Here is a 16,224-nt window from a genome sequence, read left to right as displayed (position 1 = left end):
CAGGGCATTCGGAAATTTCCGGAAACGGCTTAAACAACAAAGCCCGGTAATCTGCCCGGGAAATAAATAAACCTGAAGAGGGAACGTTTTTGAAGAGCGGAAGACGGGTCTCGAACCCGCGACCTTAACCTTGGGAAGGTTACGCTCTACCAGCTGAGCTACTTCCGCGTATTGAAACGGCCGGTGAACGGCATTTTGTTCAGTACCGGGGACGGGAATCGAACCCGTACGAGGGATAAGCCTCACAGGATTTTAAGTCCTGCGTGTCTACCAGTTCCACCACCCCGGCCTCTGTTTTACAGAACACAGACAAAAAAAGCTCCCATTTTCATAGGAACTTTCCTGCTGTTGGAGCGGAAGACGGGTCTCGAACCCGCGACCTTAACCTTGGCAAGGTTACGCTCTACCAACTGAGCTACTTCCGCATTTCGGAGAATCTCTCCCGTTCAATGTGGGTGCAAAGATAGAAGGAGTTTTTTTTCTGTCAAAATTTCTGAACAAAATTTTATCAGTTTCTTCAATTCAATCACTAATATTGTACTCAGTTATGACAAGAGAAGCAGACTTTTCAAAAGGGCTGGTACCGGCCATTGTTCAGGATCACCTTACGGGTAAGGTACTTATGCAGGGATATATGGATGCAGAGGCCCTGCAGCATACCCTGAGCACCGGGAAGGTAACTTTTTTCAGCCGGTCGAAAAACCGGCTCTGGACCAAAGGAGAGGCCTCCGGAAACTACCTTACCTATATAAGTCACGCGGTAGATTGTGACGGCGATTCTCTCCTGATCCAGGCGCAACCCGCCGGACCGGTGTGCCATACCGGAGCCGATACCTGCTGGGAGGAACAGAATACAGGGAAGGTGGCGTTTATACGTTACCTGACCGGGATTATCCACGACAGGAAGCTCAATCCTTCCGGGCAGTCGTATACCGCTTCTCTTTTTGCAAAAGGAATCAATAAAGTTGCCCAGAAAGTGGGCGAAGAGGCGGTAGAGCTGGTCATCGAGGCAAAAGACGACCATAAAGACCTGTTCCTCGGGGAGGCTGCCGACCTGCTTTTTCACTACCTTGTGCTATTGGAAGCCAAAGAGGTGGAGCTGGATGAAGTACTGGATGTTTTAATTAAACGACATAGCTCATGATCAATTATGCAATACGCCTCGTACTGACCGGGGCGCTGGTTTACCTGATGCCCAAATTATTCAGCGGCATTACGGTAGATACCCTGACCACAGGGGTTATTGTGGCTTTCGTGATGAGTATCCTGAATACGTTTGTAAGGCCGTTGCTCGACCTTATTTCGTTTCCTATTACTTTCCTGACGCTGGGGCTTTTCTCCCTGGTCATCTCGGTGGCCGTGGTATATCTTTGTACGTACCTGGTAGACGGCTTCCAGGTGAGCGGTTTCTTCACCGCCCTGATATTCAGTTTTCTTTTATCTATTGCCAACAGTATTGTGGGCAGCTTCCAGGACTAGTTATGAAGCCAGGATTTTTCGTACTCGTTTTTTCTCTTTTTCTCACCGGGTGCTCCTATTCTGATCCCCTGGAAATTCCCGGGCTGGACGGGGCCGCTTTCAAAGCCGACCGGGCCGGATGTAACGGTGCGCGTGAGCGGCAGATTGAGCTTCTGAAAGAGAACAAAGACCGTTTCCTGGGCATCTCCGAGAACGAGATTGCCAAGGCTATCGGCCGGTATGACTACCAGGTGCTGGACAGGAAGAACGAAAAGATTTTTGTGTATTACCTGGAGCCGGGCCCTCAGTGTGAGCAGATACAGGAGCCTACCAACGCCGAAAGCCTGGTGCTTTACCTGAACGCCGTAAAGCTGGTAAAAGAGGTGATGATCCGGAAAGGCGGACATGTTGTGGAACAATCAAATTTATAAGTTTTATGCGCAAAGCAGAAATGGTAACCGACAAGGGTACCTTACTCATTGAATTTTATGACGATGACGCCCCTTTGGCGGTGCAGAATTTTATTGACCTGTCAAAGAAAGGGTTTTACGACGGGCTGAAGTTTCACCGGGTGATACCGGGGTTTGTGGTGCAGGGCGGATGTCCTGACGGAACCGGTGCCGGCGGACCGGGCTATACCATCCCCTGTGAGCTGGACGGCACCCGGCAATACCATGACCGGGGAGTGCTTTCAATGGCGCACCGGGGAAGAAATACGGGGGGATCGCAGTTTTTTATCTGCCACAACCGCCAGAATACGGCTCACCTCGACAGGAACCACACCTGTTTCGGAAAGGTAGTGGAAGGACTGGATATCATTGACGAGATCCGCCAGGGCGATACGATTCAGAAAGTAACCGTTATTGAACCGGAAACCGTATAGGCGGTTTTGCGTTCCTGATTATGTTGGGTTCCCGGCTTCGCCCGGTTCTCGACTACGCCCGCCTGGTTCTCGACTTCGCTCGAACTGACAGGTAGCGCTCGTGGCTCGTCAGTTCGAGCGTAGTCGGGAACTTAAAGCCTGACCCCGAAGCTGAACGCCTGCATGTCTTTCGGAATGGCCTGGTTGCTCCGGAAGAGCTCGCTCAGGTCGTAGCGGAAAAACAGCGCAGCCCCGTTTTTATGCCCTATTTCAGCGGTGAGCCCGTATTTCAGGTCGTTCAGACCCAGTGACTCGTTGTATTTCTCTTTACTCTTGCTGTCTTTGTAGACCACTTTGGTATACCCGCCGATGCGGTATCCCACATACCCGCCCAAACCCAGCCGGAAACGCTCTTTTTTAAGCCCGATGTTCAGCAGAACGGGGAAATTCACATGCGGTACCACGAACTTGCTTTTCGACAGGGGCTTGCTGCTTTCGGTAAACAGGGCCTGGCCGTTTTCGTACTGCAGGGTATGGCTGTTGATCAGCATAAAGTTATGCCAGGCAAACTCGGGTCCGTAGCTCAGCACCAGGTGCGTTCTTTTGGTGTTGGCCAGGGTGGCATTTCCCCGGAAGGAGAGAGCCACGTAGCGTGAGGGCCATACCCGCAGCTCGCTCAGGTTATCCGGGCTGATATCGGCCTGGCCGGTATAGCTGTTCAGGCCCAGGTAGATGGCGAAGTCGGTTCGTGAAAAAAAGCGGCCGCTGTAGTAATTCCGGGAAGGCCCCGAGCCGTCAGCAGAGATCTGTACGTCGAAATCTCTTTTGGGTTCGTACGAGACGATCTCATCGTCAGGTATTGCACCGGGGAGGTTCCGGGTAGTGACCGTGATGCGGTCGCCGCTGCGGCTCACCGTTACGAGGGTATCCCGCGTATTCCGGCTCCTTTCAAGAAAGACCCAAACCCGCTCTCTTTCGGTTGAATCCACATCAAAGGCCTTCAGCACATGATGGATGTTCAGTGTGCGCGGGTAGACCACATTCACAGATTTGTCGCTTTTTACCTTGATCTTTTTGTGAAAGACGTTGTCGTTATACTCGATAATAGTAGTATCTGACTGAAAAGCAAACCCTTTGGCGCTTAACAATAACAAGAGGAACAATAGCTTTTTCATATTAATTTACCTGAATATTTCTTTGAATTTGTGAAACCCTTCTTTGATCTGGCGGGATTCATTGGCCAGCAGACCGTTTTGGTTATGGGCTAAAGTGGTAGCTGCCGGTTTAATTCCTGCCCGGTCAAGGTCAGGTCTGTCGCCGTTAGCTACGTATTTCACCTCCCGGACCACCTTCACCAGCAGGGGCGTGGGCTTCTCCGGTGCCTCTGCGAAAGAAGAGGTTTCGGGGATTTCCAGATCCAGCGGGCTGTGGGTATCCAGTATGGCAAAGTCTGTGAGATCGGGGTTATGGTACCGGTAACTGATCTCGGGGTTCAGGCTTTGCAGGTCTGAAAGAAGCTTTTTAGCAGGCCGGGGAGCGTTTTGTTCCTCCGCCAGGCCGGGAGAAGGTTTTGCAGCAGGCACCCGCACAGGGGCCGGTGATGAAGACACCGCTGAAGGAGGGGTTTCCCGTACCTCTTCTTCCTGTTCCTGTTGTATGCCGGTTTCTGCCGGTGCGGTGGCTGTCTCCTTCCCGGTGATTATCTCATCGGTGGTTTTCGGAAGCACAGCGGTACTATCGGCCTTCATGACGTTCTCGTTCAGGTGTAAATAGAACAGGAAGCCCAATGCGACCAGTACGGCGGCTGCCGTGGCAAAATATTTGCCGGGCCGTTTTTCTTCTTTTTGAGGGGAGAGCTGCTCCAGCCTGCTGCGGAAGAGCTCATTGGCCCGCTCGGAAGGTGTTATTTCCAAGTCTCTCAGTTTTTTCGAAAAATGTTGATCCATCATCCTTAAAAATTAGAGGTTAACTGTAATTCATTTAATCGTTCCTGCAGAACGGCCCGCGCCCGGCTGAGCTGGGATTTGGACGTTCCTTCTGAAATGCCCATCAATTCGGCGATCTCGGCGTGTGAATATCCTTCAATGGCATAAAGGTTAAACACAGTACGGTAGCCGGAGGGCAGCTCATGAATCAGCCGCAGGAGGTCTTCTGCTTCCAGGAGGCTTTCGGCACTCCCGCTGGCCTGATGCGCTTCTTCTATCCCTGTTTCCAGCATTTTGTTGCTTCTCAGGTAACCCAGCGCCTGGTTGACCACCAGTCTTTTGCTCCAGCCTTCAAAGCTTCCCTGGAAATCAAACTGGCTGCTTTTTTCAAAAATCCGCATCATGCTTTCCACCATGACATCTTCAGCGGCCATGCGATCTTTGATATACCGGCAGCAGATAGCGAGAAATTTCCCGGAATACTTTTCATAGAAAGCACGCTGCGCGTTTCCGTCGCCCCGGATGATCGCCCGGGCCAGGTCATGCTCTGTTTTGAAAAGAGGTAATATTCTTGCCATAAAACTGGTTTTCATATATAAGATGCGGAAACCGGGGACCGGGGTTGCACTGCCGGGTAAAATATTTTTAAGTTAAAGGTAAAAGCTAAAAGGTAAAAGTGGTGGAACATTCTTTAATAATTAAATACGAAATGTACCCTGACTTTTAGTTTTTCACTTTTAGTTTTTCACATCTTCCCTTGAAACTCCACTATCTTTGCACCATCATGACCATTTTAGATAAAATAATAGCGAATAAACGGATTGAGGTAGCAAAAGCCAGGGCAGAAGTGCCGGTAGAAGCCCTGAAAGCATCTGCCGGTTACCACCGGCCTACCCTGTCGCTGAAGCAACGCTTACAGGAAGAAGCCGGCATCATTGCTGAATTCAAGCGGAAATCGCCTTCCAAAGGAGAGATCCATCCGGGGGCGTCTGTTGAGACCATTGTGCATGATTACGGCATAAATGGTGCCGCAGGGGTCAGCGTGCTGACCGATACCGTTTTTTTCGGAGGAAGTAAGGAAGACCTGGTAAAGGCCCGGCAGGCCAACCCGTTCACTCCTTTGCTCCGGAAAGATTTTATGGTGGATGAATACCAGCTGCACGAAGCACGGGCGTGGGGGGCAGATGTGATCCTGCTGATTGCGGCCAACCTTACACCGGAGGAAATTCTGCACCTTAGCCGGAAAGCAAAGGAGCTGGGCCTGGAAGTGCTGCTGGAGATTCACGATAAGGAAGAGCTGGACCGGAGTCCGCTGGACTTTACCGACATCATAGGGGTGAATAACCGGAACCTGAAAAACTTTGCCGAGAACAATGTAAATGCTTCGCTGAACCTGGTCAGGTATTTACCGGAGAACCGGGTAAAAATATCAGAAAGCTGTATCAGCCGGCCGGAGACCGTGCAGGAGCTGGCGGCAGTGGGTTACCGGGGCTTCCTGATGGGAGAAAACTTTATGAAGACCGCTAACCCCGGCGAAAGCCTCAGAATGTTTATTGAAGAAGTAAAAAACAGGAAACAGAATTGAAAATCAAGGTGTGCGGCATGCGGGATGCCGGGAATATCCGTGATGTGGCGGAACTGGCCCCCGATCTGATGGGATTTATCTTTTATGACCGCTCGCCGCGGTACGTAGGAGAAGATTTTGTCATGCCAGCACTACCGGATACGATAGGAAAAACCGGGGTTTTTGTCAGGGAGCCGCTGGAAAATGTGCTCCGGCTGGCCCGGCAATACGGCCTAAGCTACGTGCAGCTGCACAGCGATGAGACACCGGAATATTGTGCGGAGGTCAGAAAAAACGGGCTGAAGGTGCTGAAGGCCTTTGCCGTAGACGCGGCCTTTGATTTTGAGCCGCTGAAGGCTTTTGAAGGTCAGGCAGATTATTATTTGTTTGACACCAAAGGCGACGGTTACGGAGGGCACGGTATTGCTTTTGACTGGCATATCCTGGATAAATATACCCTGGATACCCCGTTTTTTATAGCCGGCGGTATCTCTAACCGTACCATCGGGAAGCTCCTGCAATATGAGCATCCCCGGTTTAGCGGAATTGACGTAAACAGCAGGTATGAAATTTCACCGGGGGTGAAAGACAGGGAGGCGCTGGAGGAAATGTTTGTTAAGTTAAAAGTGAAAAACTAAAAGCGAAAAGTTATGGAACAGGGCAGTCTATAAATATATATAAATTGAATGCACCGCAACTTTTCACCGCAGCGGCGGACCGCTTTTAGTTTTTAACTTTTCACTAATTTACGGCTTCGTAAAAATCGGTAGAGCTAACATATAAGGAGATGACAAAATATACAGTAAACGAGCGTGGGTATTACGGCAACTTCGGGGGGGCATTTATTCCTGAAATGCTTTATCCGAATGTGGAAGAGCTGAGGCAGAATTACCTGAGCATCATGAACGACCCCGGCTTCCAGGCAGAATTCAGGCGTCTGCTGAAAGATTATGTGGGCAGGCCCACGCCTTTGTTCCTGGCGGAAAGACTTTCGGAAAAATACGGTACCCAGGTATATTTAAAGCGGGAAGACCTGAATCATACCGGTGCACATAAGGTAAACAATACGCTGGGGCAGATCCTGCTGGCCGGGCGACTGGGCAAGAAGAAGATCGTGGCAGAAACCGGTGCCGGGCAGCACGGCGTAGCTACCGCCACCATGTGTGCCCTGAAAGGACTGGAGTGCATTGTGTATATGGGAGAGGTAGATATTGAACGCCAGGCACCCAATGTGGCCCGGATGAAGATGCTGGGCGCAGAGGTAAGGGCAGCCCGAAGCGGATCAAGAACATTAAAAGATGCGACCAACGAAGCCATGCGTCACTGGATCAATAACCCGGTGGATACCCATTATATCATTGGATCAGTAGTAGGGCCACATCCGTACCCGGATATGGTGGCCCGGTTTCAGTCGGTGATCTCCGAAGAAATCAGGACACAACTGAAAGAACAAACGGGCTCGGAAACTCCTGACTACGTAGTTGCCTGTGTAGGCGGCGGCTCCAATGCGGCCGGTGTTTTCTATCATTTCCTCGACGACGAACCGGTCAAAATTGTGGCAGCAGAAGCGGCAGGGCTGGGTGTTAAGTCAGGAAAATCAGCGGCAACCACCTTCCTGGGAAAACCGGGGATTCTTCATGGCAGCAAGAGCCTTTTGATGCAGACCGATGACGGGCAGGTTGTAGAGCCGCATTCGGTTTCGGCAGGACTGGATTACCCGGGCATAGGGCCGCTGCACGCTCACCTCTGGGAAACCGGCCGGGCAAAATTTATGGCCATCACCGACGAGGAAGCCATGCAGGCCGGTTTTGAGCTGGCCAGGCTGGAAGGGATCATCCCGGCGATAGAGTCGAGCCATGCGCTGGCGGCGCTGGCGTATCTGCATGCAGATCCTTCTGAAAAAGTGGTTATCGGGCTTTCGGGCAGGGGCGATAAAGACCTGGCTACGTACATGAAGTGGATGGGATGAATCAGGGAAGAATTCTTTTCCCTAAATCTGTTTGGGCGGATTTCAGCCATTTAATTCGAACCATTTTTCCATTTGCAGTTTCAGTGTGTGTTCGTCAATAGTATCATTTTGTAAAGATTCGTTGATTCTGGATTCAAGTTTTTGAACAAATAAAAGCCGCTCAATAAGCTCATCAATAGAAAGCTCATCAGGAAACTGGTCAATATATTCGCGAAGCTTTTCTTTGGTTATCATTAATGCGCGCATTTTGTATATTCAAGTTACAAAAGAAAACAAATTACCAACCTTCTAAAATCGCAGAAATTCTATAAATTGCTTGAAATATTGGTAATATCTTGCTAAAAAACCTTTTATTACGTGGTCCCGCCTGGGTCACCACGCTTTTTGCTGCCGTGGCGGCTTTCAGCACCTACCTGTGCTTTTACCCGTTCAGGCGGGCATATACTGCGGCTACTTATGATGACCTGTATTTTTGGGGTGTGCACTTCAAGATCCTGATTATCACGGCGCAGGTGCTGGGCTTTGCCGTTTCAAAGGGTATCGGCGTAAAGATCGTGTCGGAGATGAAGCCGCAGCACAGGGCCAAAGGGCTCCTGGTGTTTACCGGTATTTCATTGCTCAGCATGTTCCTCTTTTCCATCACCCCGGCGCCCTATAACCTGGTTTTTGTGTTCATAGCCAGCCTCCCGCTGGGATTATTCTATGGGGTGATCCTGGGTTTCCTGGAGGGGCGGAAGAGTACCGATATCCTGGTGGCAGCGCTTACGGCATCGTTTATTGTAGGATCGGGGTTTGCCAAAACGGTGGGAAACTGGGTGCTGGGAAACCTGACCACCGATGAATTCCGGATGCCTTTCCTGGCCGATGTGATCATGTACGGCCCCTTGCTGATTTGTGTAGGATTCCTGGCCCAGGTGCCTCCTCCGGGCGATGCCGATAAGCGTGACCGGGCCGAGAGGCTGCCGATGAGCCGGGAGGAGCGGAAAAACTTCATGAAGGAGTTCGGGCTGGGCATGGTATTGTTTGTGGTATCGTATTGTATTCTTACCGCCTACCGCGAATTCAGGGATAATTTTATGCCGGAGATGTTCCAGGAGCTGGGCTTTTCGGGTAAGCCGGAGCTGTTTACCCAAACTGAGATTCCTATTGCCGTGGCAATCCTGCTGATCATGGGAGCTATGCAGCTGGTAAAAAACCACCGGAGAGCATTCAATATCATCCAGGGGCTCCTGCTGCTGGGAGCGGTAATTATTGCGGCGGCCACATTTTTATTTCAAACCGGAAGCATGAGCGCTATTGTATGGCTGGTGGCAGTGGGTTTCGGGGCTTACCTGGCCTATTCCATGTGTAACAGCATCTATTTTGAGCGCATGCTGGCCAGCTTTAAGTATGTAGGCACGGTAGGTTTTATGATCACGCTGGCCGACTATTATGCGTATTTCGGTAGCCTGGGGGTACTGTTTTATAAGAATTTTTTTCAGCATTCCATCTCCAACCTGAATTTCTTTATCGCTATTTCGTATGCGGTGAGCGCGGTGTATTTTGTGCTGGTGTTGTTTTCGGTAGGGTATTTCAGACGGAAGAGCAAAGAGAACCCTACCTCGGCGATTTCAGGATAGTCAGCTTCTTTTTCAGCAGGGCGCGCTTGCTTTCTGAAATTTCAAGGGGCATGCTCTCTCCTTCGAGAAACAGCTTTGAACCCCGGATCTCCACCAGGTAGTCTTCATTAATGATCACCGATTGGGTTATGCGAAGAAAATTTGCCGGGTCCAGCAGCTTCTCAAAGTATCCGAGGTTTATACTGCTCATGATGGGTTCAGGCCGGCCTTTGATGTGTATAATGGTGAAGTTCTTGTTGGCGTGCAGGTAGATCACCTCCTTCAGATTAACCCGGTAATAAGTGCCCCTGTCGTAAACAAAGAAGCTCCCGGGTTGTTTTTGCGGTATTTTTTTGCCGGCCAGCTCTACCTGGTAAACCAGGTCTTCATCGCGGAACGGCTTGGTCAGGAACGCAGAAGCCCCGTTTTCAGTAGCTTTCAGGAAGGTCTCGCGATCGGTTTTCCCGGAGAGGAATACTACCGGGATCTGGGCATTGATCTCTTTGATCACTTCTACACCGCCCATCGAAGCATCGCCCAGCTCAATGTCCATGATGATCACTTCCGGGAAGTGCTCGTTTATGGCGTTTATGGCTTCAGGAACGGTAGCAGCCACACCGGCCACCTCATGGCCGGCCCGGGTCAGGCATTTCCGGATGGATTCGGCGGTAAGGATGTGGTCTTCAACGATTAATATTCTCATGGATAAAAACGTTTACCTGTTATGAACAAGATAGTATTTAGCTTCATGTTTTAAATATAACAGTTTTGATTCTGCCATTCATTTCAAATACCGTACCTTCCTCAAAATAGAACCGGTAGCTACCCTGCATCTGTTTGACCAGCAAATCTACCAGGTATAAGCCGAAGCTCCGGCCTGAAGCTTCGGCCGGGCTGGTGCCGTTATCACGGAAAGTGAGCTCCATGCGCTCACCGGATAGGCTCATCCGGATACTAAGTACAGGGTCAGGGGTGCTTTTAAAGGCATATTTACAGGCATTGGTAGTGAGCTCGGTGATGATGAGGTTCAGCAGGAGGGCATCTTCGGCGTGAATCTCAGCGGCGGGCAGGTCATATTGTGTTTTTACGTGCGTCAGGTTAAAGGCCCTGAGGCTGTTGTCTACCACTTCCGGGATCATTTGAGAAAGCGGTACACTCACCAGCTTATCTCCCGAATACAGCTGTTTCTGCAGGGCGGCAACAGACTGGAGCAAGAGCTTGCTTTCGCCGAAAACCGTTTTGGCCTCCTGGATATCCAGCTCTTCTGATTTGAGGGTGAGCAGGTCTGATACAGCCTGCAGGTTATTATTGAAGCGGTGGTTCTGTTCCTGCACCAGGAGAGCGTTTTGCCGGCTGATCTGCCGGTTTTTGCGGTTAAGGAGAAAGAGCAGGACGACGGTAGCGCCCAGGAGCAGGATAGAAAGTGCACCAAAGAAGAGGATTTTGTCCTGGAGCCGGCCTTTTTCCCGCTGAAGCTTCAACTCCATTTCTATCAACTCTTTGGCAAGGGTCTCCTGCCCGGTTTTGAAGCTTTTCTCCAGGTCGCTGATCTCCCCGTTTCTTTCCCGTACCAGGAGAGCATGGTCTTTCTGCCTGAGCTCTTTCAGAAGGGAGTACGCTTTCTGAAAATTACCGGATGCCTCATAGTAGTCAATATAGGTCATCAGAATACTTTTTTCCAGAAGCGGACTGAAGGAGATACGGCTATAGGCCTCTTCTGCAGCGGCAATCTGCGCCCGGGCTTTTTCGAGGTTACCTTCCCGGGCGTAGCGCTGAGCCAGGTTAAGGTGTGCCACCGTTTTCACTGAGCTTTTTGCAAGCTCAGGCCCGATTTTTTCCGTTTCCTTCTCCAGGCCGGCCGTAGGCATGTCTTCTTTAAACAATTTTATAGTCTCCAGAATTAAGGCGCTCCTCCCTTCGGGCCGGGCATATTTTTCAGCTTTGGCCTGGTAACAGGCAGCGCTGTCTTTGTTAAGGTATGGGCTGAGCGCCATGGTTTCGTTCAGGTGAGGGTAAGGAAAGGCCCGGGGAGAATAGAAAAGCGATAATGACCAGTACGCCTCGGCCATTGTGTCTTCATCTTGGGTAGCTTCAGCCGCCCGGATTCCTTTTTTATAATAGGTAAGGGCTTCCTCGTAATTTTTAAGGAGCAGCTCATTCTGGCCCAGGCGGAGATAGAGGCGGGTGAGCTCAAACCCGGGTTTTCCTGTTTCCAGTATGGACAGCGATTTTAAAAACCAGAGGCGGGCTTTCAGGTAATTATTCGGAATACTCATCTCTATTTTTCCGTAGAGGTAGTACGCTTCGGCCAGCAGCAGGGAATCATTTTTAAGAATGGCCTTGCGGTGAACCCGGTTTGCCCATTCTTTTCTCTCTTCCACCGTTTTGGGGGTGTTCTGTGCAGAAGAAGGAAAGACCGTAAAAAAGAGCAAAAAGAGTATGAGCCTGAACATCCTATGGAACGGGTAAAATGAGTAGCTTATCAAAAGTACCGATTACCGTGAATATAGCCTAATACAGGCACCATATTTTCTAAGAGCGGGCAGGATGACGGTATTTGTCCGGCAAAAGCAGGCGTTCATCCGGGATTTTCCACAACAGGGCCCCGGCCGGTTGATTTTTGCGCAAATAAAGTTCAGATTTGTGGAATAGCTGGAATATCCGCTCGGCGGCCTGGTGGCCGACCCGAAAAAATATAAACAGACCCCTATCCACTAATCAATTCCCGGACTCCGGCAGGGAGAATTCCGGCCCTGAAGGGGGCCTGGGCGAAGTTCTGCCAGAGTAGGAACGCGCCGCGCGGCGTGTTCCTGCGGGAGGAGGCCTGTTCTTACCGGTTAAAGAGGCTTTCTACAAAGGCCATCTTGTTAAATACCTGCAGATCTTCCATTTTTTCACCTACACCGATGTACTTCACCGGGATTTTGAATTCATCCGATATCCCGATCACGACTCCCCCTTTGGCGGTGCCGTCGAGCTTGGTGATGGCCAGCGAGTTCACGTCGGTTACCCGGGTAAATTCACGGGCCTGGATCACGGCATTCTGGCCGGTGCTGCCGTCGAGAACGAGCATTACTTCGTGAGGCGCTTCGGGCAGCACTTTCTGCATGACCCGTTTGATCTTGCCCAGCTCGTTCATCAGGTTAACCTTGGTATGGAGACGGCCGGCGGTGTCAATGATGATGACGTCGGCTCCTTTTTCCACCCCGGTTTTAACGGCATCATAAGCTACAGACGAGGGGTCGGTATTCATGCCGTGGTCTATAACTTCCACGCCCACGCGCTCTCCCCAGAGCTTCAGCTGGTCTACCGCCGCGGCACGGAAGGTATCTGCTGCGCCGAGCACCACTTTCTTCCCGTTTTGGGTGAAATTATGGGCCAGCTTGCCAATGGTGGTGGTTTTGCCTACGCCGTTTACGCCTACTACCATGAGTACGTAGGGTTTGGGCAGGTCTTCGGTCTCAAAGCTGTTGGTGACATCACGGGAGTTGTTTTCCTGGAGCAGGGCGGCTACCTCTTCCCGCAGGATACGGTCAAGCTCGGCCGTAGAAGCATATTTATCGCGTGCCACCCGGGCTTCAATACGCCGGATGATCTTCACGGTGGTTTCCACACCTACGTCAGAGCTGATGAGAATTTCTTCCAGCTCATCCAACACTTCTTCGTCTACTTCCGATTTGCCTGCAATGGCTTTGGTGAGCTTATCGAAGATCCCGGTTTTGGACTTTTCCAGTCCTTTATCTAAAGATTCTTTTTTCTCCTTACTGAAAAAATCAAAAAAACCCATTATTCGTTAAATTGAATTTAGTACAAAAGTATTCAGTTTAAACCACAAAGTCATAGGAGCCCTATAAGAAATTCAATTATAAAAACTTATAGGGCTCCTATGACTTTGTGATTCAGACCTTACTTCTTGTCTTTCACCGCCGGTTTTACCTGCGCGTTTTTGTCTTCCACTTTTTTACCGTCTTCGAGGCGTTTGGAGACTTCAATGAACGGCCCGGTGATCACCTGCTCACCCGCTTTCAGGCCGGAAGTAATCTCGATGTTCCCGGTGGTGATATCGGTGATGCCGGTGGTTACTTCCCGCTTTTTGGCCACACCGTTCTCGTTTACGAAGACAATCTCTTTCGGTTTTTCTACCTTGGTGTGGTCTTCGGTGACGGCTCCGAAGCGCTCGTTATCTTCGGGTTGCTCTGTCTTCTGAACGCGGGTGGTCACCGCTGAGATCGGGATGGTCAGCACCCCGTTTTTCTTTTCGGTAATGATATCTACCGTAGCAGTCATGCCCGGTTTGAAGGGATATTTTTTACCGAGAGAGTGGTCTACCAGGTCGCGGTAGGATTCAGGCAGGATCTTGATCCTTACCTCGAATTCGGTCACCGATTCGGTGCTGTTGCTGGCGGTGGCCGTGAGTGATCCGCCTGAACCGATGGCGGTATTGGCCACCCGGGTTACTATTCCTTTGAATTTCTTATTCTGGTCGCTGTACGCATCTACATCTACAATAACGGTATCGCCCATATCTACCCGGATGATGTCGTTTTCATTCACATTTACCCGTACTTCCATGTTGTTCAGGTTGGCGATACGCAGCAGCTCGGTACCGGCCATCTGGGAGGTACCTACTACTCTTTCTCCCAGCTCTACGGCCAGCTTGGAGACAATGCCGCTCACGGGAGCGTATATATTGGTTTTCCGGAGGTTTTCCGATGCATCTTTCAAGGCAGCTTCCGAGCTGTTGATCCCGAAGCGTGCAGCCTCGTAGTTAGCCCGGGACGAAGCCAGGTCCTGGCGGGCAGCCAGCAGGTTGGCCTCTGCGGTCTGTAAGTCGGACAGGGAAACCACTTTATCTTCATACAGCTTTTTCTGACGGTTGAACTCTGCCTCCATACGGGCCAGCTGCGACTCTGCCCGGGCAATAGCCGCTTTGGATTGCTCTGCCGAAGCTTTGCTCTGGTTTACCCCGGCTTTGGACCGTTCTACCAGCGAGATATAGTTTTCAGGCTGGATGCGGAGCAAGAGCTGGCCTTTCTGAACCGAATCGCCTTCTTTTACATAGAGGGCAATGATTTCTCCCGGTACATCAGGCGATATCTTGACTTCCACTTCGGGCTGGACCTTGCCGGAAGCTGAAACCGACTGGGTAAGATTGGCCGTGGCCACTTTGGTAATCTCTACCTGTGTGGGTTTTTCGGCACCGATCCACCCGGCTTTTTTCCCGATAATCAGGAACAGCACCAGCACAGCCAGCAGGCCCGATATCACCCATATCATTTTTTTAGACTTCTTTTTCATATATCTGTCGGTTTAGAATTCAAGCGGTTTGTTTTGATAAAAATCTAATACTTTGGTCCGGAATATATAATCGTATTTCGCAATAATAAGATTGGTATTGGCCCGGTCAAGGTTGGTTTTGGCCAGGTTATAGTCTACAAAAGTACCGGCCCCGGCATTATATCTTTTCTCGGCGGCAATAAACGCCTTGTTCAGGGCCTGCGCCTGGGTCAGGGTGGCGGCATATTTTTTCCGGGCATTGAGCATATCAATATAGGCCTGGTCAATGTTCTGCTTAACCTGGATCTCGGTAGCTTTGTTTTGCAGGTCTACCTGCTTTTTCTGAATCTCTGCCGACTGGGTCTGGTATTTCACGTTGAACCGGTTAAATATGGGGATATTGACCGACATACCGAAGCTCAGGTTCTGGTTGTTGCCCAGCTGGTTAAAGTAAGGAATATTCTCCATGGTGTAGCTGCTTTCGGGCCAGTTAATGACCAGGGGAATGGTTTGTCCCTGGAACTCGGCAGAGATAGGGATCTGCCGGGACGACGAGGTCATGCCTGCAGCCCGCCTGGCCACGCTGGAGTACGCCGTACCCCAGTTGGTGCTGAGGGAAACGGTTGGATATCCCAGGCTGCGGGCAATGGCGATATTCCGGTCAGCCGCATTCATCCGGATTCTTCCTGCTTTAATTTCGGGGAGAAAACCGAGGGCCGTCTGGTAAACGGCGGCGGAAGAGGTTGCCGGCTGAAGCACTTCAGGGTCAGGTACCTCACTTTTCACTACGCTGAACATCATCTCCAGGGGAGCGTTCATGGTTCTTTTGAGGGCAAGAAAGGCCGACTCCCGGCTGTTTTCAGCGTTGATGAGCGACAGCTCGTCATTGGCTTTCTGGGCGTCAAGGTCGTACAGGTTGGTTTCCGGGAGGGCGCCGCCTTCTACCAGCTTCTGTGTGCGGTCGTATTGCAGGCGGGTTACCTCCAGCTGCTTCTGGGCCACTTCAATCAGGTCTTCTGCAGACAGTACATTGAGGTAGGCCACGGCTACCTGCAGACCGATATTATTTTTCTGGGTCTGGACATCTGTCAGCGAGGCTTCCAGCGACAGCTTGTCTCTTTCCACGGCATTTTTGAGGCGGTTTCCCTGGAACACCGGCATGTTTAGCCCGATGCCCATATTATTGGTTCCGATGGTCTGGGTAACGATACCGTTGGTGAAAGGGTCTACGTTCCGGCCCGTATTCCCGTTGCCGCTGAGGAAACCGGTTATGGCAGGCAGGCGCTGGGCCTTTGACTGGTTCAGAACATTATCACTGTTTTCAACCGCCGCTTCTGACTGCCGGATGGTAATGTTATTCTGAAGAGCATATTCTATGCAGTCGCGTAGGGTAAGTGAATTCCCGCTCTGGGCAGACAAACCCTTCGATACCACCAGGAAGAGAAGAATATGTAGGTACTTCATATCAATTAAAAATAAGTTAACAAATCCGGAAAGTGCTTCAGGAAGCACATTGCAATTTTACTACAATATAATCTGTGGAATCTTTATTTTTATTTGAACGGTCAAAA

Annotated in this window: 17 protein-coding genes and 3 tRNA genes; 8 read left to right on the top strand and 12 right to left on the bottom strand. The window is 50.6% G+C overall.

Going from position 1 to position 16,224, the window contains the following annotated elements; translation table 11 throughout:
- Positions 1-95: 95 nt before the first annotated feature.
- From AB2U10_RS10350 to AB2U10_RS10340, 3 genes are all read right to left on the bottom strand, one after another.
- Positions 96-168 (bottom strand) — tRNA-Gly (locus AB2U10_RS10350).
- A 35-nt stretch (positions 169-203) separates the two neighbouring features.
- Positions 204-289: transfer RNA gene (locus AB2U10_RS10345), tRNA-Leu, on the bottom strand.
- Between the two features lie 60 nt (positions 290-349).
- Positions 350-425: transfer RNA gene (locus AB2U10_RS10340), tRNA-Gly, on the bottom strand.
- Between the two features lie 122 nt (positions 426-547).
- Here AB2U10_RS10340 and hisIE point away from each other — a divergent pair.
- Genes hisIE through AB2U10_RS10320 form a run of 4 tightly spaced genes read left to right on the top strand, consistent with a single transcriptional unit; the run spans position 548 to position 2,341 of the window.
- Positions 548-1,144, top strand: a complete 597-nt coding sequence (gene hisIE, locus AB2U10_RS10335) for a bifunctional phosphoribosyl-AMP cyclohydrolase/phosphoribosyl-ATP diphosphatase HisIE (protein ID WP_367914016.1) — start codon at positions 548-550, stop codon at positions 1,142-1,144.
- A complete protein-coding gene (locus tag AB2U10_RS10330) occupies positions 1,141-1,479 on the top strand; it encodes a phage holin family protein (protein ID WP_367914015.1) in 339 nt (112 codons plus the stop codon). Before hisIE ends, AB2U10_RS10330 begins: the two co-directional genes overlap by 4 nt.
- A 2-nt stretch (positions 1,480-1,481) precedes the next feature.
- Positions 1,482-1,889, top strand: coding sequence for a hypothetical protein (locus tag AB2U10_RS10325; RefSeq protein WP_367914014.1), 408 nt, complete (start codon positions 1,482-1,484; stop codon positions 1,887-1,889).
- A 5-nt stretch (positions 1,890-1,894) separates the two neighbouring features.
- Positions 1,895-2,341: a peptidylprolyl isomerase gene (locus AB2U10_RS10320; RefSeq protein ID WP_367914013.1), complete on the top strand. Its 447-nt coding sequence runs from the start codon at positions 1,895-1,897 to the stop codon at positions 2,339-2,341.
- A gap of 131 nt (positions 2,342-2,472) precedes the next feature.
- Here the strand turns inward: AB2U10_RS10320 and AB2U10_RS10315 are convergent, their stop codons facing one another.
- From AB2U10_RS10315 to AB2U10_RS10305, 3 genes are read right to left on the bottom strand one after another with little or no spacing between them, the layout of a single operon-like run.
- On the bottom strand, positions 2,473-3,495 hold the full coding sequence (locus AB2U10_RS10315) for an outer membrane beta-barrel protein (RefSeq protein WP_367914012.1): 1,023 nt from the start codon (positions 3,493-3,495) through the stop codon (positions 2,473-2,475).
- 6 nt (positions 3,496-3,501) lie between these two features.
- Positions 3,502-4,233: a hypothetical protein gene (locus AB2U10_RS10310; protein ID WP_367914011.1), complete on the bottom strand. Its 732-nt coding sequence runs from the start codon at positions 4,231-4,233 to the stop codon at positions 3,502-3,504.
- A gap of 38 nt (positions 4,234-4,271) precedes the next feature.
- A complete protein-coding gene (locus AB2U10_RS10305; RefSeq protein WP_367914010.1) occupies positions 4,272-4,823 on the bottom strand; it encodes an RNA polymerase sigma factor in 552 nt (183 codons plus the stop codon).
- Positions 4,824-5,029: 206 nt separating this feature from the next.
- Here AB2U10_RS10305 and trpC point away from each other — a divergent pair, with 206 nt between their 5' ends.
- The 3 genes from trpC (at position 5,030) to trpB (ending at position 7,778) form a co-directional block, all read left to right on the top strand.
- On the top strand, positions 5,030-5,830 hold the full coding sequence (trpC, locus tag AB2U10_RS10300; protein WP_367914009.1) for an indole-3-glycerol phosphate synthase TrpC: 801 nt from the start codon (positions 5,030-5,032) through the stop codon (positions 5,828-5,830).
- Entirely contained in the window at positions 5,827-6,447 is a 621-nt protein-coding gene (locus AB2U10_RS10295) for a phosphoribosylanthranilate isomerase (protein ID WP_367914008.1), read from the top strand. The genes trpC and AB2U10_RS10295 overlap by 4 nt, the downstream gene beginning before the upstream one ends.
- A gap of 149 nt (positions 6,448-6,596) precedes the next feature.
- Positions 6,597-7,778, top strand: a complete 1,182-nt coding sequence (gene trpB / locus AB2U10_RS10290) for a tryptophan synthase subunit beta (RefSeq protein WP_367914007.1) — start codon at positions 6,597-6,599, stop codon at positions 7,776-7,778.
- Between the two features lie 42 nt (positions 7,779-7,820).
- On the opposite strand, the gene AB2U10_RS10285 is transcribed toward trpB, so the two are convergent.
- Entirely contained in the window at positions 7,821-8,012 is a 192-nt protein-coding gene (locus AB2U10_RS10285) for a hypothetical protein (protein ID WP_367914006.1), read from the bottom strand.
- A 101-nt stretch (positions 8,013-8,113) separates the two neighbouring features.
- Here AB2U10_RS10285 and AB2U10_RS10280 point away from each other — a divergent pair, with 101 nt between their 5' ends.
- Positions 8,114-9,397 carry a DUF5690 family protein gene (locus AB2U10_RS10280; RefSeq protein ID WP_367914005.1) on the top strand — a complete coding sequence of 428 codons (1,284 nt, stop codon included), beginning with the start codon at positions 8,114-8,116 and terminating at the stop codon, positions 9,395-9,397.
- On the opposite strand, the gene AB2U10_RS10275 is transcribed toward AB2U10_RS10280, so the two are convergent.
- From AB2U10_RS10275 to AB2U10_RS10255, 5 genes are all read right to left on the bottom strand, one after another.
- Positions 9,375-10,079, bottom strand: a complete 705-nt coding sequence (locus AB2U10_RS10275) for a LytR/AlgR family response regulator transcription factor (protein ID WP_367914004.1) — start codon at positions 10,077-10,079, stop codon at positions 9,375-9,377. The genes AB2U10_RS10280 and AB2U10_RS10275 overlap by 23 nt on opposite strands.
- A 43-nt stretch (positions 10,080-10,122) precedes the next feature.
- Entirely contained in the window at positions 10,123-11,829 is a 1,707-nt protein-coding gene (locus AB2U10_RS10270; RefSeq protein ID WP_367914003.1) for a sensor histidine kinase, read from the bottom strand.
- A 377-nt stretch (positions 11,830-12,206) separates the two neighbouring features.
- Complete coding sequence (ftsY, locus tag AB2U10_RS10265) at positions 12,207-13,163, bottom strand: signal recognition particle-docking protein FtsY (protein ID WP_367914002.1); 957 nt, start codon at positions 13,161-13,163, stop codon at positions 12,207-12,209.
- Between the two features lie 119 nt (positions 13,164-13,282).
- Positions 13,283-14,674: an efflux RND transporter periplasmic adaptor subunit gene (locus AB2U10_RS10260; RefSeq protein WP_367914001.1), complete on the bottom strand. Its 1,392-nt coding sequence runs from the start codon at positions 14,672-14,674 to the stop codon at positions 13,283-13,285.
- Between the two features lie 12 nt (positions 14,675-14,686).
- Complete coding sequence (locus tag AB2U10_RS10255) at positions 14,687-16,117, bottom strand: TolC family protein (protein ID WP_367914000.1); 1,431 nt, start codon at positions 16,115-16,117, stop codon at positions 14,687-14,689.
- Positions 16,118-16,224 lie beyond the last annotated feature (107 nt).

This window comes from Leadbetterella sp. DM7, from assembly GCF_040829825.2.
Lineage (GTDB): Bacteria > Bacteroidota > Bacteroidia > Cytophagales > Spirosomataceae > Leadbetterella.
The sequence above is the reverse complement of the archived record's forward strand: the minus strand, read 5'-3'. Positions and strand labels throughout refer to the sequence as shown.